This is a genomic window from Paenibacillus sp. V4I5, assembly GCF_030817255.1.
Classification (GTDB): domain Bacteria; phylum Bacillota; class Bacilli; order Paenibacillales; family NBRC-103111; genus Paenibacillus_E.
Map to the genome: position 1 here is coordinate 3,246,323 of NZ_JAUSZB010000002.1, position 21,233 is coordinate 3,267,555.

15 protein-coding genes are annotated in these 21,233 nt (G+C 44.6%); 1 reads left to right on the top strand and 14 read right to left on the bottom strand.

Features of this window, described 5'->3' with window-relative positions:
- Positions 1 to 3: 3 nt before the first annotated feature.
- Together QFZ78_RS16695 and QFZ78_RS16700 are read right to left on the bottom strand one after the other, a co-directional pair.
- On the bottom strand, positions 4 to 1,413 hold the full coding sequence (locus QFZ78_RS16695; RefSeq protein ID WP_307549206.1) for an extracellular solute-binding protein: 1,410 nt from the start codon (positions 1,411 to 1,413) through the stop codon (positions 4 to 6).
- A 125-nt stretch (positions 1,414 to 1,538) separates the two neighbouring features.
- Complete coding sequence (locus QFZ78_RS16700) at positions 1,539 to 3,014, bottom strand: tagaturonate epimerase family protein (protein WP_307549208.1); 1,476 nt, start codon at positions 3,012 to 3,014, stop codon at positions 1,539 to 1,541.
- 176 nt (positions 3,015 to 3,190) lie between these two features.
- Here QFZ78_RS16700 and QFZ78_RS16705 point away from each other — a divergent pair, with 176 nt between their 5' ends.
- Complete coding sequence (locus QFZ78_RS16705) at positions 3,191 to 4,027, top strand: helix-turn-helix domain-containing protein (protein WP_307549210.1); 837 nt, start codon at positions 3,191 to 3,193, stop codon at positions 4,025 to 4,027.
- A gap of 189 nt (positions 4,028 to 4,216) precedes the next feature.
- On the opposite strand, the gene QFZ78_RS16710 is transcribed toward QFZ78_RS16705, so the two are convergent.
- The 12 genes from QFZ78_RS16710 to QFZ78_RS16765 all read right to left on the bottom strand — a co-directional run bounded on the left by QFZ78_RS16710 (position 4,217) and on the right by QFZ78_RS16765 (position 21,232).
- The gene (locus QFZ78_RS16710; RefSeq protein WP_307549212.1) at positions 4,217 to 9,211 is read right to left on the bottom strand and encodes an S-layer homology domain-containing protein; all 4,995 of its coding nucleotides are present in this window, start codon (positions 9,209 to 9,211) and stop codon (positions 4,217 to 4,219) included.
- A gap of 247 nt (positions 9,212 to 9,458) precedes the next feature.
- A complete protein-coding gene (locus tag QFZ78_RS16715) occupies positions 9,459 to 10,361 on the bottom strand; it encodes a 5'-3' exonuclease (RefSeq protein WP_307549214.1) in 903 nt (300 codons plus the stop codon).
- 214 nt (positions 10,362 to 10,575) lie between these two features.
- Complete coding sequence (locus QFZ78_RS16720; protein WP_373459995.1) at positions 10,576 to 10,791, bottom strand: NAD(P)H-dependent oxidoreductase; 216 nt, start codon at positions 10,789 to 10,791, stop codon at positions 10,576 to 10,578.
- A gap of 61 nt (positions 10,792 to 10,852) precedes the next feature.
- The gene (locus QFZ78_RS16725) at positions 10,853 to 14,020 is read right to left on the bottom strand and encodes a glycosyltransferase family 39 protein (protein WP_307549216.1); all 3,168 of its coding nucleotides are present in this window, start codon (positions 14,018 to 14,020) and stop codon (positions 10,853 to 10,855) included.
- Positions 14,021 to 14,104: 84 nt separating this feature from the next.
- Positions 14,105 to 14,332 carry a DUF7667 family protein gene (locus QFZ78_RS16730; RefSeq protein WP_029194101.1) on the bottom strand — a complete coding sequence of 76 codons (228 nt, stop codon included), beginning with the start codon at positions 14,330 to 14,332 and terminating at the stop codon, positions 14,105 to 14,107.
- Positions 14,333 to 14,453: 121 nt separating this feature from the next.
- Positions 14,454 to 15,638 (bottom strand): DNA sulfur modification protein DndB, encoded by a 1,185-nt coding sequence (locus QFZ78_RS16735; protein ID WP_307549219.1) that lies wholly within the window; start codon positions 15,636 to 15,638, stop codon positions 14,454 to 14,456.
- Positions 15,638 to 16,792: a DNA sulfur modification protein DndB gene (locus tag QFZ78_RS16740; RefSeq protein ID WP_307549221.1), complete on the bottom strand. Its 1,155-nt coding sequence runs from the start codon at positions 16,790 to 16,792 to the stop codon at positions 15,638 to 15,640. Before QFZ78_RS16740 ends, QFZ78_RS16735 begins: the two co-directional genes overlap by 1 nt.
- A gap of 91 nt (positions 16,793 to 16,883) precedes the next feature.
- Entirely contained in the window at positions 16,884 to 18,059 is a 1,176-nt protein-coding gene (locus QFZ78_RS16745; RefSeq protein WP_307549223.1) for an aminotransferase class I/II-fold pyridoxal phosphate-dependent enzyme, read from the bottom strand.
- 66 nt (positions 18,060 to 18,125) lie between these two features.
- A complete protein-coding gene (locus QFZ78_RS16750) occupies positions 18,126 to 19,256 on the bottom strand; it encodes a site-2 protease family protein (protein WP_307549224.1) in 1,131 nt (376 codons plus the stop codon).
- Complete coding sequence (locus QFZ78_RS16755) at positions 19,231 to 19,596, bottom strand: arsenate reductase family protein (protein ID WP_373459994.1); 366 nt, start codon at positions 19,594 to 19,596, stop codon at positions 19,231 to 19,233. The genes QFZ78_RS16750 and QFZ78_RS16755 overlap by 26 nt, the downstream gene beginning before the upstream one ends.
- Positions 19,597 to 19,724: 128 nt before the next feature.
- Positions 19,725 to 20,666, bottom strand: coding sequence for an RluA family pseudouridine synthase (locus QFZ78_RS16760; protein ID WP_307549225.1), 942 nt, complete (start codon positions 20,664 to 20,666; stop codon positions 19,725 to 19,727).
- Positions 20,663 to 21,232 (bottom strand): cob(I)yrinic acid a,c-diamide adenosyltransferase, encoded by a 570-nt coding sequence (locus tag QFZ78_RS16765; RefSeq protein WP_057304810.1) that lies wholly within the window; start codon positions 21,230 to 21,232, stop codon positions 20,663 to 20,665. Before QFZ78_RS16765 ends, QFZ78_RS16760 begins: the two co-directional genes overlap by 4 nt.
- Position 21,233: the final 1 nt, after the last annotated feature.

The following is a 21,233-nucleotide window of genomic DNA, read 5'->3' on the forward strand; positions in this document are numbered from 1 at the left end:
CCGTTAGGAGGAATGAATGATGTTACTTTCTTTAGCTTCAATCAACAATTGTTCCAATCTAGTGCTAAGCGCTGCACTATTTTGCAGACCAGACAAAAATAGCATAATATCACGCTGGATGCTTTTTAATTGGTAATTGCTGAGGCCCAATTCCGTAATTAGCCGAAACGTCGGGACCATTTCTCTGTATGAAAAAAATTTAGATGGACGATACCCCGACTCCTCCCCCTCCCACTCCATGGCACGTCGGTGAGCGGTAATATTCAACGTTTTGCGTCGAAGCATTAATTGAATCTCATATGAGGTCAAAAAGTCGATTAACAGCTTTGCTGCCTCTTTGTTAGAAGACCGGCTGTTAACAGCTAGTCCATTAATTATGAGCAGCGTACTCGAATCCTGCAAACCTGGCAATGGGGAGACCTCAAAGGAAATGTTAGACGTTCGCAGCTGATTTAAGAAAAAATAGGTTGTCATAATAACCGAAACTTTTTCTTCCAGAAAAAGCGCTTCCGCATCAGCATTGCTTTCCGAAAGAATTCTTGGAAATACATCTGTCATTGCCAGCAGATCTCTGCATGCTTCTAGGCTTTCTATGATCTTGCTTCCGTGCAATCGGTAATTTCCGCTGTCATCGGTTTGAAAGCTGGTTCCACTCTGCAGCATAAAGATCGGCCAGCGGTTACGGGAGGGCAAATAAAAATAAAAGCCGAACCGTTCATTCTTCACAGATAATTGCTGACCATATGTAAAAAGATCACGCCATCCCCAACTGCTATCCGGCAGTGGAACTTGAGACTGTTCGAAATGCTTTTTGTTATAGCACAAAACGACAGGCGAATAATTAAACGGCCGAACGAGCGTGTGACCTCCTTGTTGAAACGGTTCCGTCAAAAACGGATACAAATCATCCATTTGCGTAATCGGCTCCAATAAATGGGTACAGTCATTTTCCACGAAATCCTGAAAATTATTATTATTAATCATTACGCAATCGAGGAGCTCCGCTTCCATATATTGCTTCAATGACTTGGAATAGCTGCCCGAAGGCAGTTCTATTGGATGTACAACAATATGCGGATATTGCTTAGCAAACTCAACCAGCAGCTCTTCCATCTCGACAAGTCCGGCAAATGTTTGGACATATCCAAATTTAATAACCGTCTTTTGTTCGGAGGAGGGACTTATTACCCTATTTCCTACCCTGGCAATTTTCTCTATAAATCCTTCCTCTACGAGAATCTTGAGACCGTTGCGAACGGATGCATTACTGAGCTCGAATCGCTTTTCCAGATCACTTTCGGAAGGTAAGTAGCTGCCAATAGCCGCTTTACCAGACAGGATTTCTTGTCGCAGTGTAACAATCATATCTTCCAGCCGAACCCGAAAATGTTTACGGCTTAATCTCTTTTGCATCCAGGTACCTCGCAATCTTACTGTCTTTCTCTAACTTGTTTAATCATACTTAAATCCTTACGGGTCTACAAGCGATTAAACAAAAAGCTGACCTCCCTATATCAGGAGGTCAGCGCTATGATTATTTATTTACCTAACAGTTCTAAATGTCTGCCAATATGATAGCGGAGACCTTCTGCGAAGGTGTCTTCCTGCTCAGCTAGCGTTTGGAAAAATTCGTTGGCAAATTGTTTGCCGCCATCGGCTTGCAGGAGCAAACCATAGGTGATGTGCAGCAGTTGGCGAGCATTATTTTCTTCCATATAATCCGGCAGATCGGCATCGCTCACTTCACCCAGTGTGACGATAGCGTTAATGTCAGTTGTTACATGATAGTAAGCTGTAGCCTCACTGAAATGATCAAGCGCATACTGATGCATGCGGCGGTATAGGGAAGGATTTACCTTCGCTACGACACGTACGGCTTCGAGCCAGTTCGTTCCAGCTGTTTTGATATGGAACAGGCCGTTCGTGTACTGCCCGATGAGCGGGAATACGCTGAATTTATCGCTGCCGGAATGAATGCTAAGCTTGTATTCGAAATGCACAGCAATCGCGGCATGGCTAGCTAATTCACGTTCAAACTGAGCGATATCGCCGATATAGTCAATTCCTTTCTGGAATTCACCACAGAAGCGCGGCGCCATACTGAAAATTGTAACCCCGCGATCACGAAGTTCGTTAGCTACCAAGTAGTGCGCTTCAGGAGATGTCGGCGTAGCCGTTTCATCGATAGAGATTTCAAAATCAACTGCGCGATCAAGCGTCGCGATATACTTACGGAAGATAGCTTCCATGAAATTAATCGCTGCATCATAGATCAGGACATCTTTCTGTAGAGCTTGACGTGTATAGTGGAGCGTTGCTCCAGGAACATTAGCTGCAGTCTCTAAGTATCGCTTTTCATAATGATTGCGCAAACTAGCTGGTAGCTGCTCGTATTTTGCAGCGATATCCGCTTCAGACATGGATTCAATGGTATTGTCGATATTTTCCGAGCAATCCAGTGTCAGCATTGTAAAACCAAGACGCAGCGCATACTTGATGTCTTCTTCTTTCTTCAAATGGTCGCCGTCTGCACCATACCCATCTTTGTAGCCTTCTTGAAATACAGCATAAGCAGCCGCATCCAAAACATCCTCATAGGTTCGGCCTGTTAGCGCGAGCTCACGAATACTTTGCTGTGCTAGGACAGGGCGAATGTCTCTGCCGCGAATCGTTTGAATATGTCCTGGGCTTGCAATCCCAAGTCGATCCCCTAAACCCATTGTAGCTACTTGTGTACCAAATGCTTGCGGAGCCGTATATGGAAGAAACTGGTTAAGTATCAGACGATTTTCGTGAGATAGAGATGCCACTTTGCCGCCGTCCACGTTTTCACCAATAAGTTGGTCGTATAGTTCGCCCTCGCCGGCAGCGATAAGCTTCTTTCCTGCCGTTGTTCGCACCATTAGAAGGGACGTATTACCTACTTGCGTGTAGGATGATGCATACACTTTCACATCCGGTGAAGAAAATGCCGTTATATTTCCTGATTTTATAGCTTCGATAAGCTGTTTCATTGTGTAAATCCTCCCTTGTTTTGCAAGCGTTTACTCATTTCTCATAGCTTAATCATATCGCAAGGTACGAAAATTTTCTCATCATCTCTTCTTATTTTCCATTAAAACTATTCATATTTTTCACTAAAATCATGCTATACTTCAAATAATCATAGAGAACCAAAGGAGTCCTACCTATGTCACGAACTGTCACCTTCGGCAATGAAGATGAAGGTCCATTTTATATCCAACATATTCATCGTTCTGGTTCCTTCGAGAGGACTCAACACATGCATGACATGTACGAGCTTTACTATCTGTACGAAGGTGAGCGTATGTACTTCATTCGTGATCGTTCGTATCTCATTCTTCCTGGGGACCTTGTGCTTATAAATCGGCGTGAGCTTCATGCGACATCAGACTCGGACAACTTAGGACATGCGCGTGTAGTGATTAATTTTGATGATAGCTTTTTAGCAAATATCAAAGAGGAGGCTCCATTTCTTCTCGATGCTTTCACGTATGCTACACCCGTTCTGCGATTGGATCTGCCTACTCGGCGCTTGGTCGAAGACATTCTTGGTAAATTGATTCATGAATCGAAGGAGGCTCAGCTTGGGCAAAATTTCGCATTGCGGCAATATTTGACCGAGCTTCTGCTATTCACAGCACGCTTCGTCCTTATGCATCCGTCCACATCTCCTGAACACGTTTCACCTCTGCATCGGAAAATTTCCACCATCGTGAGATTTATCAATATTCATTATCCTGAACCTATCCGTCTGGAAGAGCTAGCTGAGCGATTCGAAATCAGCCCGGCCTATTTAAGCCGGATGTTCAAGGAAATCACCGGATTTTCGCTTGTTGAATATGTGAATCTCGTTCGTGTGCAAGAAGCGCAGCGACTATTGACAACTACGAAACTTAAAGTGATTTTGATCGCTGAGCAGGTAGGGTTCGGGTCACTTGTGCAGTTCGGACGCGTCTTCCGTCAAATGACCAAAACGACACCTCTTCGCTATCGGAAGGAATGAAATCGCAAGAGTTCAGTTTCACCTTAATCTAAGCATTACCAATAAACGCGGCTAACTAATTTCCAAAAAAGGTGCACTATTATCGATCCATTCTTTGGGCAAACTGCCGCACAGATCAGGCAATAAAAACAACAAGACCGCCCTCCTTCGGAAAAGCGGTTCCTGTAGTCTTATTTCAACCTGCTGTTTCTATTTCTCTAGCATACGTATGATTACCGTTACGGCTTCAGATCTGGTTGCCGTTTCCATCGGTGCAAACCGGTTGTTCTCCCGTCCATCGACGAGACCCAGTGCTACTGCATGAGATACATCTGAAACCGCCCAAGATGGAATTTGCGATCTATCGCTGAAGGATGGGGCAACAGACATATCTTCCCTTTGTGGATACGCTCTTAAAAGCATGATGACCATCTCAGCCCGGTTAATTGGTACATTGGGACGCAAGGAATTATCTCCATACCCTTGAAGAATTCCCGCATCAAGCGCTGCAGCCACTTCACCCGTTGCCCAATCCGGGATATCTGCCTGGTCAGTGAACTCTCGTCCTGAAGATTTAATATTCAAGCCCAATGCGCGAACCAGCATTGTAGCAAATTGCATTCTTGTCGTTGGTTCGTCCGGCTTGAAACTGCCATCTTCATAACCGTGCACAATACCCCTTGCAGTAGCTTTGGAAACTGCTTCTGACGACCAATGGGAGACAACATCGACAAAGGTTTCCCCTATCCTCGGCGGAGACGGAGGTATTGGCTGCGGTGCAGGTACTTGTATCGGCACAGGAGCTGGTATCGTTGGCAACGTTGATGATCCTGTTGACCCTGACGATGAAGATGAATTATCCATCTGGCGTCTTGCAAAAATAGTGTACACTTTGCTTTTCCCAGAAGTCAGCGCTACTTCAATCAGGATAACGCTCCCATTTTGACCAATGTCCAACGAATTGCTTTCTTCCCCGTTAGAGACAGATTGACGTGCATTGCCATCCACACTTACCATCACAACTGAATCATTTGTTAGCGTGGCAGGGATGAGCTTCAGGCTGTTTGTTCCTGAAGGAACTGTTACCGTGTAGTAGGTTACATTTGAAGTGAAATTTGGACTCAGCGTGAGATCCGGCTTCAGCTGGAGATCGCTCAAACCTGGCTCGGTTTCTTCAATTGGACCCGTCAAACCTACATTCGGTCCGACAGCAGACGCTGTCAGCGGTCTATTGGTTGGCGTGATTCCAGGTGCATATTCGTCAGCTCCTGCATCGGAAATCATACGTCTCGTTTGTCCGTCCATGTCCTCCAGGGCAACATACATGCTCTGCGACGCATCGATGGCCGGACTGAGCCCTGATAGTCGGATTAAACCATCGCTATTGCGAACCAGCTTTAGATCTCCTTTATATGTCGAGCCGATAACGGTTGCATTAGCGGATACCGCTGCAATTCCGTCCACCATGTTGCCGACATAAGTCGGTCGATCTATATCCTTTATTAAGGATGTTTCATTAAATATCGTGCCTGCGTTGCTAAAGACCAGATTGTTGTAGATCTTCGTTCCAACTGGCTGGAAGGTTCTTCCGCCAATATAGAAGCCGTTCGTGTTGTTTCCGACATTTACCATTGTATTGTTAAATATTTGTACGTTGTACTGGCGCCAGTGCCCACGTAAAAGCTCTGTCTGGCGCTCTTCCGACAGCGTTCTTAACAACGCTGACTGATCCGGTCCTTCTCCCCATTTAACAGTTGGATTGATGCCGCCGTCCAAACCTGCGTCTACGGTGCCCCCGTCAAGCTGAATAATTCTGTTGGTAAGTCCTTCCATATAGTTGTTATAAATTTTATGATCATTACCATAAATACGAAATCCGCTCATTCCAGCCTTCTTACCATCGCCGATAATGAAATTGCCATAAAAGCTGTTGCGATGCCCGTGTCGTGCGACGATACCTCCGAACGAATTTCGAACCGTATTGTAGCGGATTATATTATCACTGCTCTTCACGGAGATAATCTCATCTTCAGCATTGAGCCCGTCGAACAAATTATACTGAATGATCATATGACCAGAAGCCAGAGACAACCCGGATAATCCGAGGCGAATTGCTTCCAAGCCATTTGACACGCGTGGACCAATGTCGTGGAAATGATTGTACTCGATCACATCGTACTCCGAAACCGTATACCCCGGCTCTCCGTTATATGTGATCACTGCGCCGAACCCTTTCTTAGGACCAATATCATTGTAAGCAATCCGGTTATGGCTGCTTATGCCCTCAACACGGATATAATGTCGGTTGGTTCCGTTGTCGGTCTCCAGAGTGGGATTTGTATGAGGGGTATCTCCGACATATACAGCTCCGTCAGGCGTGTATGTGCTTCCGCCGCCATATCGACAGCTATATTCAACCCCAATTAAACACCAAACTGTTTTGCTTATCGTATTTTCAGTAATGGTAAATCGGAAAGGCTGACCAGTCTCGTCAAGTGCAAAGGTGTTGCGCAGAATAGTCACATTGCTAGAGTTATGCAGTTCAACACCCGGGTGTACACCCGTCAAAGTAGAAACAAGGTCAGGGTCCACTCCTCTGTAATTCAGCGTCTGGTCTTTCACGGTTGTCCCAATTCCATTTCGGAATGTAAGTCCCGATACTTCAATATAGTTAGAATTTTCAATGTGCATATAGCTATTACCTGTAATAACTGCCTTACCCTGCTCCGCCGCAATAATACGAATCGGAAGTACAGCCGTACCCTGCTTATCTTTCACTACAAACGGTCCGTTCTGTTCATAAATCCCGTTTTGAAGCTCGATTACCGTTCCTTTGGCAGCTTGTTCAAGCCCATTCTGCAGTTGCTCAGCAGTACTCACTTTCACAACTTTCAGCGGTGGCAAATCGCCCACAGGTTTATCGCCTGCTTGCAGAGGTCCACTTGGTTCCACAGGTTCAACAATATTAGGGGCTATTCCCGTAAATAGTGCAGTTTCTATAATACTATTCCAGTTACCCGAACTCCCACTGGCGGTGTTACCATATCCAACAATTCGCAAATAACGTGCAGAAATTGGGTTTGTCAAAACATAGGATTGCATAGCTGCATCCGTAGGTAGAAGAGCTCGACTCTTTCTTTTTGGTAATAAAATTTCGCTCGTCGCAAATTCAGGATCATTTGAGCCTAATATTTCGAAATTGGACTGCCGTTCTCTTGCGCTTAAGTAAGCAATATCTAAGTACGTAACTGTCTCAGGTTGTCCCAAGTCGAATTGTAGCCATTCTCCTTGACCGGAGGCCGACCAACGGTTATCATCTGTCAAAATACCATCCACTACATTGGTAGGGATATTAGTCGTATTCGGCTGATACGAACTAGCCGTGACAGTTCCTGCATAAAGATCGATTTTGCCGTTCTCCCCTTTAGACAAACGGCGGATCAAGTCAACATGATACTCATTTATTGCATCATCCTTTGACAGACTGATGGTTAGTTTGTTTACTCCCGGCACTAACGGTATTTGGGTGGGATCCGTCACCGACATCCCAGAGTTTACATAATTGTTCAAAGTTATCTTCACTGCGGCTCCAGCTTCCGCTTGTGCAGTTACTCGGATGTTCTCCGTGTTTTGCGAAACAACAGCCTCGTACCCGTTTGACTTGAATGGAACGAATGGTGTGTTCATTGTAATTTGTTGGGTTCCAACCCATAGTTCGAGTGAGGAAAGTTGAATTTCCGGTAACTTCTCAGCGAAGGTGAAATAGGTGCCATTGGATAAAGTTGCTTCGGCAACGTAATAATCTGCTCCCCCAACTTGAGCCAAACTCATTGGAATTGGCGTCGTATTCGCGAAACCGCTGCTATCACTTTTTAACAGCACACCTCCTAGTGGAATTACACTTTTGGGAATGGCTATTTGCACTTGCCCGACATTTCCAGTATTCTGTACCTTCCATGTACGTGCCAACTTCTTAAAGCCCTGCCCATAGGATGTTGATGGGCTTGCACTTTCATTATCGCCCCAGAGCAGATATTGCTTATCCGTTAACGCTTGCTTCGCGCTGATTAATACTTGAGATGCAGCAGGACCATCACTGCTTCGGCTTTGCTTTTGGTCCAGCGCTCCTATTTGATCAAGCCCTATGCCAGCTACATTGTTTCCGAATTCAGCATTAACGGCTGCATCCCAAACAACCTGCGGTGAGAAACCAGCGGACAAGTAATTACCCTCTTTAAGAGGAGTACCGAACTTGATGGCCAAATACGATTCTACCTGACGCCTCTGCGTCGTCGTGAGTGGATTGGTGAAAATGATCATTTCACCGACTTGTCCATCGTAGCCAAAACCTCCAGCTCCTGAGCCATTGGAACCGAGAACCATAGGAGTAATCGCTCCAACAATCGGAAGACGGGGGCTAGTCGACTCAGCTACCACCTTACCATCGAGGGAAATAGACTGATAGACCGCGTTCCCGACCGCCCTATTCGCATCAAAATTGAATCCCCATACGTTATAATTCAATAAGGGAATTTGATAAGCTGCACTTATTCTCGGATCTCCAGTTCCCGATGCAGTAGCACCCGCATCAAAATAAGACGTACTCAATTTGGTATTTGTGGAATAATTCGGGATAAACGCCCCTAATTTCATGTTATTTTTTAAGGTTTGATAAAAAACAAGAGAGCTCTGGTCTGACCTAGACAATCCCCCCGTTACGGCGTAAACACTCGCATTATTAACTATTTCATTGTCTGCGAACAGGCCGTCAACATCTTGTAAAATACTTGACCCGCTACGGCCAAATTTAATTGTGGGTTGAAAATTTATGGCTTTAGGGTCAATAGAGCTTACAAACTTTGGTTTAGGACGAATCGCGGTTCCGACGATTGTACCGTCATTTATAAATTTATTTCCGTTCGAACTGCTGTCTCTCCATTCTGTAACATCGCCATTGGCATTATGAGTTACGCTGTCCGGATTAGCTTTAAGCCATAATCTTAATGCACTGGCATCCACCCCACCTGGCGTTCCTGTTGCTGCTGCATCTGCACCAGCACCGTCTTCTTCAGCATGTACTGGGGACCATAGCGGTACCCAGGCGATGATCAAAGTCATCGCGAGTACGATGTTAAGTACGCGAATTAATCGTAAACTGTTTTTTTTACCAAACGCTCTCGTCACAACAACAACACCTCTTCTCAATTGTCACTCCCACCAAGTTCGCTGCTTTATTCTGCTGTAGAGTGAATCCTCCTCCTATCGTATGGAAGCCCTTTCAAAAAATAAATCATTAAAAATTAAAATCATCATTAAATTGGCAACTAACAACCTGCATTTTCCAAAATGGATCATCATTTTTGGGTTTTTACATATGAAGGAGTGACTAACCTGAACGTAAAAAAAACAGGGACAACGGCTCATTCTTATGCCCTGTCCCTGCTCTATTTGTTTAACCAATTAATCTCATCAAACCTTTGAATTCCAATTCCTCGAACTTGCTAATAACCTTCTCCCGCTCCATCGACCAGCCGCATTCTTCCAGCGCACAAGCGACAGGCGCATCCAAACGAATCGTAGCCAAATCACGTGATAAATGCAGCATGTCGATCTCGGCTTCAATTTTGGCGCGAACACCTTTCGGCAGTAGCGCTAAATTTTCCAAAATCCCGGCGATGTCCTGATATTCCATGAGCAGTTTGGTCGCTGTTTTCTCACCAATTCCTTTTACCCCTGGATAGTTATCCGCCGTATCTCCTGTTAAACCCTTTAGATCGATAATTTGAGCAGGTGTTAAACTTTTCTCTTCCATCAAGGTCTCGAGTGTATACACCATATAGTTGGATTGACCTTTTTTCATAATAATAACTTCCGTATTCTCATTTACAAGCTGAAGCATATCGTGATCGCCTGTTAGAATCTGTACCTTCGTAGATGGACTATATGTACTTGCCAATGTGCCTATGCAATCATCCGCTTCGTATCCGATAACACCCACGTTTGGAATGTTGAAGCTGGCCGTTACTTCCTTCACTAAATCAAACTGAGGAATCAACTCCTCAGGAGCAGGTCCGCGATTCGCTTTGTAATTATCAAATTTCTCGGTACGAAACGTCTTACTTCCCATATCCCAGCAGCAAACAACATGTGTAGGTTTGAACGTCTGAATCGCATCTAGGAAATATTTAAGAAAACCATAAACCCCGTTAACCGGCATGCCGGCACTTGTTCTCATAATGTAACCACTGGAAGAAGTGGCGTAATAACCACGAAATAATAAAGCCATGCCATCGACAAGCAGCACAGATTCAGATGATGTTTCGGACAAAATAATCGCTCCTATTCTATAAATCATAACGTATAAGTTCTACGACTAGTATAGCATGGGAAGGGTTGGTCCGAACACAAAAAACCACTACTAGTAAAAGGTACCAGCAGCAGTTTTCCATTATTTATTTGTTTTTATCGGCTCGTATGCCATTTAATTTCTTGAATAAATTCAGTCACGGATTCTTGCAATCGATCTGCAATTTCATCGCCCAAGATGGCCTGTCCTCGATCACCCCACGTCACTTGCTTATCAAGTACACATATACACCTTGCAGAATGTTCCGCGCACCTAATGCAGAAAGTACTGGTTTGAGCGCGTAATCTATCGCAAGCAAGTGAGAAATCGTCCCTCCAACAGCTAATGGAAGCACGACTTTGCACTCAAGGCCTTTTTGCGGGAGCAGGTCGAGGAAAGCTTTTAAAACGCCTGTATATGAGGCTTCCACTTTAGCCATTTGAATCACTCTCCATTAGGGTTGGGATGAAAAAAAGACTATGAACGTCAATACTTTTTGTTTAAAAGAAATTCCAACCCGGCAGCCACCGGAGGAAGAAGGAAAATTTAGATGGGATGATCATCCCCGAAAGAATCGGATAAAAGAGAACAAATAGAACGAATACGGCAATTAAATATCCGTAAACCCATCTTCTCTTTTGAAGTGGTCCTTCTTCTAAATACTCTTTGATGTAATAGGTCAAGATCAGCACAAGGAATGGCACCATCGCAAAATAGTGATAAATAAATGTGAGCCTTGGCACTAATATCCATGGTAAATATTGTGAGCAGTAAGCGATTAGCAGCATCCGCAGCAACTTATCTTTACGTGTAATTGCCACATAAAACGAAAGGATGACGGCAATGAAGCCCGGCCACCAAACTAGCGGATTCCCGAACGAGACGATGCTCGAAAGCATGCCTTGCGGCATCAGTTTAGCTTGATAATACCAGATCGGGCGGAGCATCATCGGCCACTCCCACCATGGGGAAGAGAAAGGATGCGTTGCGACCAAATCTTTATGATATTTGTACATGTGGACCTGATAAGTGACCACATCCTTCAGATTGTGCCCTGGCCCGGGAACCATCATGAACGGAATATAGGATAACGTATAAACACCTAGAGGTACAATGACGAACATGAGTACGCACCAGAGTAAAGTAAACAGCGTGTTTCGTATGAAAAGCTTCTCTACAAGCTGCAGTCGGCTGCGCTCCGGTTCTGTAAGTGGTGGCTCATTCTCCGCCTCACGCAGCAATCTTCGTGCGAATCGATATTCGTTGAATCGCTCTAATAAGGATAATAGCAGCAGTACCGCAAGTCCTGCACCGCCATAGATAACAATCCACTTGGATGCAGCTCCAATTCCGAAGAAAAGACCTGATAGCCCTAAAGGGATTAACGTAGTCCAAAGCTTTTCCCTGAAAAAGCTAAGCGTTGTGTAACGATGCATGAAATAGAACATCAGCATGATGAAGAATACGCCGTAAACATCTATCGTCGCGATTCGTGTCTGCGCAAAGTGCATGAAATCAAAGGTAAGCAAGAAAGCAGCAATAAAGGCGTATTCCGAACGGCCGAACATTCGCTTAGCGAACACATACATAATTGGAATCATGCCGACGCCGAACAGCGTTCCGATGATTCTCCAACCAAACGGATTCAATCCAAACACATAAATGCCAATAGACATTAGTATTTTACCAAGTGGTGGATGCGTGCTTTCATACGGCTCTATTTGGTGAAGATGCTCATAGGCGGTTCTTGCATGATAGATCTCATCAAAGTAGGACCCATTCATATATGTAGGCGTGTACGGTACTATGGTAGACTCATCGAACAAATTAGCTGTCTTACCTTCATCAGCCGCGTTTACATCTTGTTCGGATACCTTAGCAATCGGTAAGATAGCTGGGCTGCCATCTCCAAAAATACCAATTTCATGAAGATGCAGCGCCGCCCCTTCCTGGGCATCAATAACCATTTTAACGTAACGCGCATCTTTCTTAGGCTCGACTGTGTTCCAAGTGAATACCTTGGTGTGGTCGGATTTCACCGCTAGTTGATCCTGCCACTGCGTACCGTCCTGTGAAAACCAGAATGAATAAGACCCTTCACCTACGCCTGCAAAGGTGTTAATTCTCGTAATGTTGTGCGAGCCTCCAAGGTCAGCAATGACCGTTTCTCCTGCGCTTGTTGGCTTCCAGAACGTTGTAGGAGCCTTATGCCCACCTAGATGGAACAAAGCAATTATCGTATAGACCAATACTAAAGCGCCAAGATAAAGCGCATCCTTTTTCGTGAAAAAACGTCCCCTTGTGCTTCTTTCCACCTCATCCCTACTTGGTTTGAAAATCGCATTCCACCGTTCGGACTCTGTGTGAATTTCTTGCTCTGTTGGCAGCGGAACTGGCTCCTCCACCTTCTGTGCTTGTTGTGATACCACGAAAAGCCTCCATCCCAATAAACATGCATAAGCAAACATCATAACATTGATGGCCGAAACAGCCAACATCAAAGGATCATATCGCGGAATGTGATAATCCTGATGAAAACTGCGTAAAAGCACATCGGCTATATTTATAAAATGAGTGATGCTAAAACCAATAAAAAGCCACAGAATCCGGCGATCCTTTAAGTATATGAAGCTGGTCAGCGCGAGTAATAACCCATAGTGCAAATAGCGCTCGTGCATTTTGGTCATACATATGAAAACGGCCGTGATAAATAAGAAAGCCACATACAGTAAGGCGCCACGACGTCCTTTGCTGCGAACATATAAATAGCACACATAGACGATGGATAACACCATCAGCACCCACCCAATCAATTGGTAAGAGATGTGCAGGATACTGCTATTCATATCGATAAAATTGCCACCTAATAGTGCCATAAGATTGAACGCGTTCAAAGAGGCATACGGATATGAAGCTAAGGTGCCTGAGTATAGTGCAATCAACCAGCCATACCCTCTGCCAATGGCAAAAGGGAGTGAAATCACGGCCATCGTTGCAGCTCCACTTAGAACACTCAACAACAATACCATCATGCTGCGCTTTCGTAAAACGTCGATAAGTAGAAAAATACCGAAAAGAAGTGCCTGTGGCTTAAGAAGAAGCGCTAGTGCTATAAAAACCGCGGCTTGTGGGAGTTTCCCCCGCTGTTGTAGTAACAAAGTTGCAAGAATAAATAACATAAAAAAGGAGTCAACCTGTCCCCATATCGCGGAGTTCGACCAAATCGCTGGATTGAAGGCAAATAAAGCAGCAATTAGAATGGCATGTATCCATGTTCGTGCCCCGCCCGAGCGACTAACCGCTAGCTGAAACAAGAGGTAAGCCGTGACTAGGTCAGCCAGTATGGCAGGAAGCTTCAGAATGATCAATGACCCTGCACTCTCCCAGGGAATCGACAGCTTGTGGTGCAATAAGCCAACGAGATATAGCACATACATATACCCAGGAGGATAATCGAGAAAGTAGTCTTTGGCGTTCGTGTACAATCCGGATAAACCTACTGAATATGCGCGATCCGACCACGCTAGGAACGTCCGTACGTCAGTATCATAGCCCACCCAGAGGGGAGCTAGATATAATCTTAGTAATAACGCGGTTAATAGCAGTAAACCCAGAAGAAAGAATTTATTATGGGGAGCCCCCCACAATTGCTTGAACCAGCTTACCATGTCACATCTCCTTAGATTTAGACTACTACCATTATACCCGTCCACTCTCTTGCAGAAAAGGAAAAAAGCACCGACCCGGATAGGTCAGTGCTTGGGTTCAAGCTTTTCGATGCGCTCGCAAATTTCATGCAGCCAATCATAGTCTCCAGTGAGCGAAGCACAGAGCGATAAATTTTCCAGCTTCAAACGGTTCCATACATATGTCGCGTTAGCTTCCATACACAGCAGTAATTCATCTTGCTCTGCTCGTGTTAACTCTCGCGCTCTGCGTAATGTCCATAACTCCGCCATACGTTGATGAACGGCCAACATGGTCTGGGATACCCTCCTGCTAGTTAAGTAGCTACATTAAGCAGTATGGTCAAAAATGGAAGGAATGAAACACAGCAAAAAGACAAATGAGATCCATCTCTCATTTGTCTTTTGTTGGTTTTTATGAAGCTGACGAAGCCACATCTTCCTCATCCGTACTTCCGCTATCCGTGCCTTCAAGGAAGAATTGAACAAGCTTCACATGCTTTTTCAGCGATTTCTCGTGGATAAGATTGATCTTACCATTATCCAACGCACCAAAAACGTAGATCAATTCTTCATTGTCATGCGACCAATCGAAGCCTTCCAGAAGCTGCAAAGAATTCGTCCACTCCTCGTTATACTCTCCATTCGGGAATAAGAAGCGATTGGCATACAGCGCAATACTTTCTTGAATCACACGATTTGCAGATGTATACTGCGCCAAGCCCGGCTGCTCTGGCATCATCGGAAGGACCGTATTAAAAAATTGGTGCAATATTTCTACATACGTCGATGGATCGTGGCGAATTTTACGCTGAAGCTCATACGATGGCTGCATTCTGCCTGAAAAAAGCATCGTTGCTGTCGCATATAACCAACTAAAACACGTAAAGTTACGATTAAACGAAGTCAAATTGTTGCGACGCTCAACACCCGCTGCTTTAAGATACACATTATGATCGACAACCTGTTGAATAACCAGATTTAACGGATCAATGGAATCGAAGGAATGACCAAGCTCTTTACTCACCAGCTGTACTTTGGAGTTAATATCGCCGAACAACTGCTGCTCTTCTTCTTCAGTTAAGCCTATATAGATTTGCACAGCAAGCTGTGTTTCCATCAAATCTAGACGTCTTCCCTCAAGCTGATTAATTGTACCTTCAGTTTCCTCAACCTCTTGCCTAATTTCAGCATCCTCTGGAAACTTCCGTTGTTTGATCTTTAGCACCACTAATTTCTTCTCATACCGTCTAACTTCCTTTTGCATCTGATCATTCACATAGCCTAGGGCTAGGATACGATGCTGGCCGTCTAAAATAGACAGCTTGGATCCATGCTTCAGAAGGAATTCCTTCTCACCCTTGGACAGTTGATTCACTTCACGCAATGACAGCGTAACAGGTCCGAAGAACACATGATCGAGTTCGCGCTCCTGCAAATAGGTAGAGATTTTGCGTCTTTGCATATTGCTCAGCTTACGCTGAACCATAGGGTCAATCATCGTATAATTCAACAGATCCTGAACGCGTAAAGCTACAGTTGAAAGTCCGAACTTATCGCAAAAAGGATGAATGGTCATCTTAAGGCGTAATCCTTCCATTAGCTCACGTCCTCCTTGGAATTGTAAGAATCGGCATCGCTGATTAGAAATGCATTCTGATCTTGATAAAAGTTTTTGATATGGTTGTAGGCTTTCATAATGCGAGTCCGTCTCGGCAACCGATCCTTCTCTTCACCCGCGTAAATGTTGTTAAAATTCACATGAGGAAGTATTTTCAATACGTGCTCAAGTGCATAACGATTAAATTTACCTGGTTTCGTAGCTTCTTCATGCATAAACATGGCTAGTGCAATTTGGATGTTCTCAGACCATACAATTTCACCCTTAGCTGGTTCAGGCAAGTAATTCAGTAAACCATTGAAATAGGTTCCCGCCAAGGATACAAGATCTTGCAGCTCTTTATCCTCATATTGATAGCCATTATTACGCGCTGCTGATTTCATTCTGCCTTCAAACAAAGCAATCAATATTTCGATCAGCAAGTGATAGGAGAACAAATACTCAGGTGACTTCCCGCGTTCAGAGAACATATCTACGGTCAACTTCTGCATAGCTGGCGCTTTGGCTGCAAGCTCCGACGCAGCCACGTGATAGAATCTGCGCTGATCGCGAAGTACCGCCAGGTTGCCGCCAAGCTTGCGCGGAAGCTTATTGATGTCGGAGAACAACTGACGCTCTTGACGAGCATTAATGTCCAAATAGGTCATGGTTGAGATAGGGAAAGCGTACAAACGGCGCAGCTTCTCTGTGATCTCTTCCATCTTGTCGTACTCACGACGATCCTTGGCACGAGCCATTTGACTTTGTAACGTCTCCATAATGCGTTGGAAAGCGGCCAAACGATGCTGACCATCCACAACATACAATTTCTCAATAGGCTGCAAACGAAGCGATTGTTGATCTTCGTCATAATGACCTGCACCTCTTGCTGAGAAAATGATTCCCGGGAAATAAATAGGTTGGCGATCTTCTAAATACAAATTAACGTAATCAATTAGTTTAGAAAGATTACGCGGAATAATCGCACGTTGAACTTCTAAATCAACTTCATAGATTGAAAATAGTTTGCTCATAGGCAGTGTAGCTGCAATTGTCGCTTGCCCAAAAGTTTGCCCCAAAATTCCGGGAATTTCTACGAACGATGAAGGCTTCTGCTCAGCTAAAAGCTCCGATAATGAGGAAATGGCATCCATATGCTTACCCCTTTCAACAAATAAGTTTTATTTCATTACGTAAACATCTATATGTCTCTCATTCTCCTATTTTTACCAAAATCTCTAATTTTCATTCTAATGTACGAAGCCAATCTCTTATTCGCTTTGCCGCCTCAAGTAATCGACCCTCTTCTTGTACCAATGCGATTCGTACAAAGCCTTCTCCCTCGGCCCCGAAAGCATCTCCAGGAATAACGACAACACCAGCATGATATAACATTTCCCGGGAAATTTGTCGAGATGTCCATCCTTTTGGAATCGGAGCCCAGATGAACATGGTTGCCTTGGGTGGTGGTATGATCCAACCCGCTTCCGCTAGTGCCGAGATCAACACATTTCGTCTTCTTTCATATACATGGGCAACGGAGTGATTATGCTCCATGTCTTCCTCTAATGCTGCAATTCCAGCCGCTTGAATGGCACTGAATACACCGTAATCGATGTTGGATTTCAGTGTTTTAAGAGCATTCACTGCGCCTGCATTTCCGGTTAGGAAAGCGATTCGACAACCTGCCATATTAAAACTTTTTGACAGTGAATGAAACTCGACAGCAACCTCCTTAGCGCCTTCAATCTCCAAAATGCTGATAGGCCGGTAGCCGTCAAAAGCCATTTCGGAGTAGGCAAGATCGTGTACGACAAGCAAGTCATGCTTCTTGGCATAGGTAATCAAATGCTCAAAGAAAGCGCGATCTGCAACAGCAGACAATGGGTTGCTTGGATAGTTAAGCAGGATGAATTTAGCCTTAGCAGCCACGTCTACTGGAATGTCCTCTAACTGGGGTAAAAAGTTTTGTTCTGCGCGCAGCGGCAACAAGTAAGGTTCGACTCCCGCCAGCACGAGACTTGCCGAATATATGGGGTAACCTGGATCAGGGACAATAGCAATGTCCCCAGGATCACAGAGTGAAAGCGCTAAGTGAGCAAGACCATCTTGTGAGCCCATCAGAGTCAATATTTCACTTTCCGGACTCAGCTCCACACCGAATCTATAGCGGTACCATCTGGCAACCGTTTCTCGAAACGCTAAACTTCCTTCCGATGTTGGATAACCGTAATGCGCGGGGTTACGAACGGCTTCAGTAATCGCTTCAATAATTCGATCAGAAGGAGGTAGATCAGGGCTTCCTATACCTAAATCTATGACGTCTACCCCTTGGTTCATAACCTCTCTCTTCCAATCTGCTACTTCTGAAAAAATAGCTGATCCTAGTTGACCAAGTCTCTTCGATCCTGTAATTTTCATGGTTTATATCCTCTTTATGATGAATTCACTTCATATCAGTAATTAATAGGGGTAGAACTTGAAACTTTAGTCGATAATTCCCACTTGATGAACAAGTCTTATCATATAAAGCAAAAATAAAACGAGCGCAAGATAAGCGATCCCGAATTTCCAGCGTGTTTTCGCAGGAACATCATAGTAACGCTCCTGTATCCCTAGAGGTGAATAATCCACTTTAATTTGTAACCCTAAATTAAACCCATTTTCTTTCTGCATACGTTCCACTTTGATTAACTGCACTCTTTTAATGATGGATTGCTGAGGCAATAAAGCATGGCCCTCGAACCCGATCCCCTGCCAGTACATCACTATGGTTTGTCTACTTTCCCCCGGGCCCTGCAAATCCGAGTAAGTCGTATATTCTAAATCTCGTGTGTGATTTTCACCTGGAATGATATATCCCTGCTGGAGCAGATGATCAGCCGCAAAATCAAACCGAGTCGAAACTGAAAGAAGCTCTTCTCGATTTCTGAATTTCACGTATTTTTTATACAAATCCCAAGCAAACATGGCCCATATGGCAAAGAAAATAAGTTGACTTACACGGCTATTTATATAGAAAATAAATACCAAACCGCCGATTAAACCTAGAATCCATAACCAACGAGTTACTGCTGTAGAAATTCGCCCACCATCTAAAGGATGAATAGGGAGTAAATTAATTAAGTTTAAATAGAATGCGGCATAGGCAACCGAAACAATGACAGGAGAATCGGTATATACACCCAAACCAAAAGCGGCCACGCCACCAACGGTCCCAAGAATAGGGCCTCCTATGCCAATAAACGCTTCTGTTGCTGCATCGGTAGGATTCTTTTTCATTGTAATCAGTGCTCCAAGAAAAGGAATAAATACTGGCGCTGACACTGGAAGCCCCTTCATCTTGGCAGCGAAAACATGACCGAGCTCATGAATCAGAATCATCAGAACAATACCAATCGCAAAGGGCAATGGGGCGAGATAGGCATAGGCCCAAATTGTAATGAACATCGAGATGATGGCTCCGCCAGCTTTACCAAGCTTTAGTAAGCCTAAGAGCAGCTTCCCTTGGGATAATAGAACAGCTATGAAACCACCAATGGCTAGTGGTGACTTTTTACCTGACCGTTTCTTCTTCTCTTCCAACCTAAGATCACCCCTTCGCCCATACTTCGTCATACACTGCTTCCTTGAAGCCTACTGTTACTTTATGGCCATCGGTTACGATTGGACGCTTAATCAACCTGCCGTTCGAGGCAAGCAATGCGAGCATTTGCTCTTGCGACATGTTTGGAAGTTTGTCTTTCAGACTCATCTCTTTATATACTTCTCCGGACGTATTAAAAAACTTTTTGATTTCCAGACCGCTATCACTAAGCAGCTTAGCCAATTCCTTGGCAGAGGGCGGCGTATCGAATAAAGCGACATTTTCTGTAATATCTACATGATGATCTTTCAACCACTTTACGGCACTACGGCATGTCCCGCATTTATCGTAACAAAATACTTTTACTCCCATGATGTTTAAAGCTCCTTTAAGTCTAAGTTGATATGAAACGAACTACTTAAAATTCTGATCGAATTGATAAGGAAAGTCAAGTTATAACAAAGAAAAACCATCCTACACAAGGGATGGTTTCTGTTTATCTAGTTGCTTTCTTTCAGCCATGCCTGTAAAACAGATAAATCTGCAGGCAGTGGAGCATTAAACTCCGTCCACTCCCTTGTTCCTGGATGCACAAAGCCCAGTTTATAAGCGTGCAAAGCCTGACGACCCAGTCGTTCATTGACTTCTACTGCTGATAAACTCTGCTCAAACTCTGGAAGTGTATACATTTTATCTCCGAGCAGCGGATGTCCCAAATGGCGCATATGCACACGAATTTGATGTGTCCGACCGGTTTCAAGCCATATTCGAACTAAAGCGGCATGCGCGAATTGTTCCACGACCTCATAATGAGTTACTGCCGAATAACCGCCCGGGGTAACGATACGAACATGCGGAAGTTCAGGATCGCGATCAATGGGTTCATTGATCGTTCCGCTTTTCGCTGTGACGAAGCCCCACACAAAGGCCAGGTATTCTTTTTTCACCTGATGCTGAATCATCTGCTCTGATATTTGCTGGTGCACATAGGGTGTCTTTGCGATTGCCAAAACACCTGAGGTTTCTTGGTCAAGCCTATGCACGGGACGGAAACGGCACGTAATACCCGCTTGCTGCCAGTGATACACGACGCCATTGGCGATCGTGTTCAAATAATGCCCATGCGTCGGATGTACGATGATACCGGCATCTTTAGCTAGTATCAATAGATGCTCATCCTCATGCAGAATGTGCAGAGGGATATCCTGCGGCAAGATATCCTCAGACTGCTCTTCTTCCATACGAATCTCTACACGATCGCCAGCCTTCACCTTAATATTGATATATTGTCTAACCCCATTCACCGTTATGCCCTTCTCGGTTAATTTAATGCGGGATAGCAATTTGCGAGAGACCATCAACCTTTTTTGCAGCACCGTTTTGAGAATGAAGCCCTCTTCCTCCGGCGGTACGATGTATACTAACGGTTCATAATAACTCATGATTTGCGTCTAAACACCTCAGCGCTGCGCACATACTCCACATCTGTAATACCTTCACGGTGATTCGCAGTGCGGGCAATGGTGAAGAACAAATCGGACAGTCGGTTCAAGTATCTGCGCACTTCTGGATTAATTGCTTGTGTTCGCGCAAGCGTTACCACCCTGCGTTCTGCTCTACGGCATACGGTACGGCAAACATGAAGTGTGGATGATACAGTACCTCCGCCCGGCAAAATGAATCGTGTAATATCCGGTGTTTCGGCATCGTATTTATCAATCCAAGTCTCCAGCATATCGACCATTTCTGCGGTTACTTTATAAGGGCGCAGCTCTTGCTTCAAGAGAGCGAGGTCTGAACCGCAATCAAACAACTCATGCTGCACCTGCAGCAAATCCGGGAGTAAATCGGGGTACTTCTCAGGATCCATAAAGCTCATCGCCTGACCCACATAACAATTCAGTTCATCCGTTGTGCCATAAGCCTCAACACGATCATCATCTTTATCCACACGGCCACCGATTACGCCTGTTTGCCCCGCATCGCCAGTTCGAGTATAAATTTTCATT

Coding starts and splice junctions, on each gene's coding strand:
- QFZ78_RS16755 (WP_373459994.1), bottom strand. CDS start 19,596: ATGGGAGTAAAAGTATTTTGTTACGATAAATGCGGGACATGCCGTAGT.
- QFZ78_RS16700 (WP_307549208.1), bottom strand. CDS start 3,014: ATGAAACAGCTTATCGAAGCTATAAAATCAGGAAATATAACGGCATTT.
- QFZ78_RS16725 (WP_307549216.1), bottom strand. CDS start 14,020: ATGGTAAGCTGGTTCAAGCAATTGTGGGGGGCTCCCCATAATAAATTC.
- QFZ78_RS16750 (WP_307549224.1), bottom strand. CDS start 19,256: ATGACGAAGTATGGGCGAAGGGGTGATCTTAGGTTGGAAGAGAAGAAG.
- QFZ78_RS16735 (WP_307549219.1), bottom strand. CDS start 15,638: ATGGAAGGATTACGCCTTAAGATGACCATTCATCCTTTTTGCGATAAG.
- QFZ78_RS16715 (WP_307549214.1), bottom strand. CDS start 10,361: ATGATTTATAGAATAGGAGCGATTATTTTGTCCGAAACATCATCTGAA.
- QFZ78_RS16765 (WP_057304810.1), bottom strand. CDS start 21,232: ATGAAAATTTATACTCGAACTGGCGATGCGGGGCAAACAGGCGTAATC.
- QFZ78_RS16720 (WP_373459995.1), bottom strand. CDS start 10,791: ATGGCTAAAGTGGAAGCCTCATATACAGGCGTTTTAAAAGCTTTCCTC.
- QFZ78_RS16760 (WP_307549225.1), bottom strand. CDS start 20,666: ATGAGTTATTATGAACCGTTAGTATACATCGTACCGCCGGAGGAAGAG.
- QFZ78_RS16695 (WP_307549206.1), bottom strand. CDS start 1,413: ATGCAAAAGAGATTAAGCCGTAAACATTTTCGGGTTCGGCTGGAAGAT.
- QFZ78_RS16745 (WP_307549223.1), bottom strand. CDS start 18,059: ATGAAAATTACAGGATCGAAGAGACTTGGTCAACTAGGATCAGCTATT.
- QFZ78_RS16730 (WP_029194101.1), bottom strand. CDS start 14,332: ATGTTGGCCGTTCATCAACGTATGGCGGAGTTATGGACATTACGCAGA.
- QFZ78_RS16740 (WP_307549221.1), bottom strand. CDS start 16,792: ATGGATGCCATTTCCTCATTATCGGAGCTTTTAGCTGAGCAGAAGCCT.
- QFZ78_RS16705 (WP_307549210.1), top strand. CDS start 3,191: ATGTCACGAACTGTCACCTTCGGCAATGAAGATGAAGGTCCATTTTAT.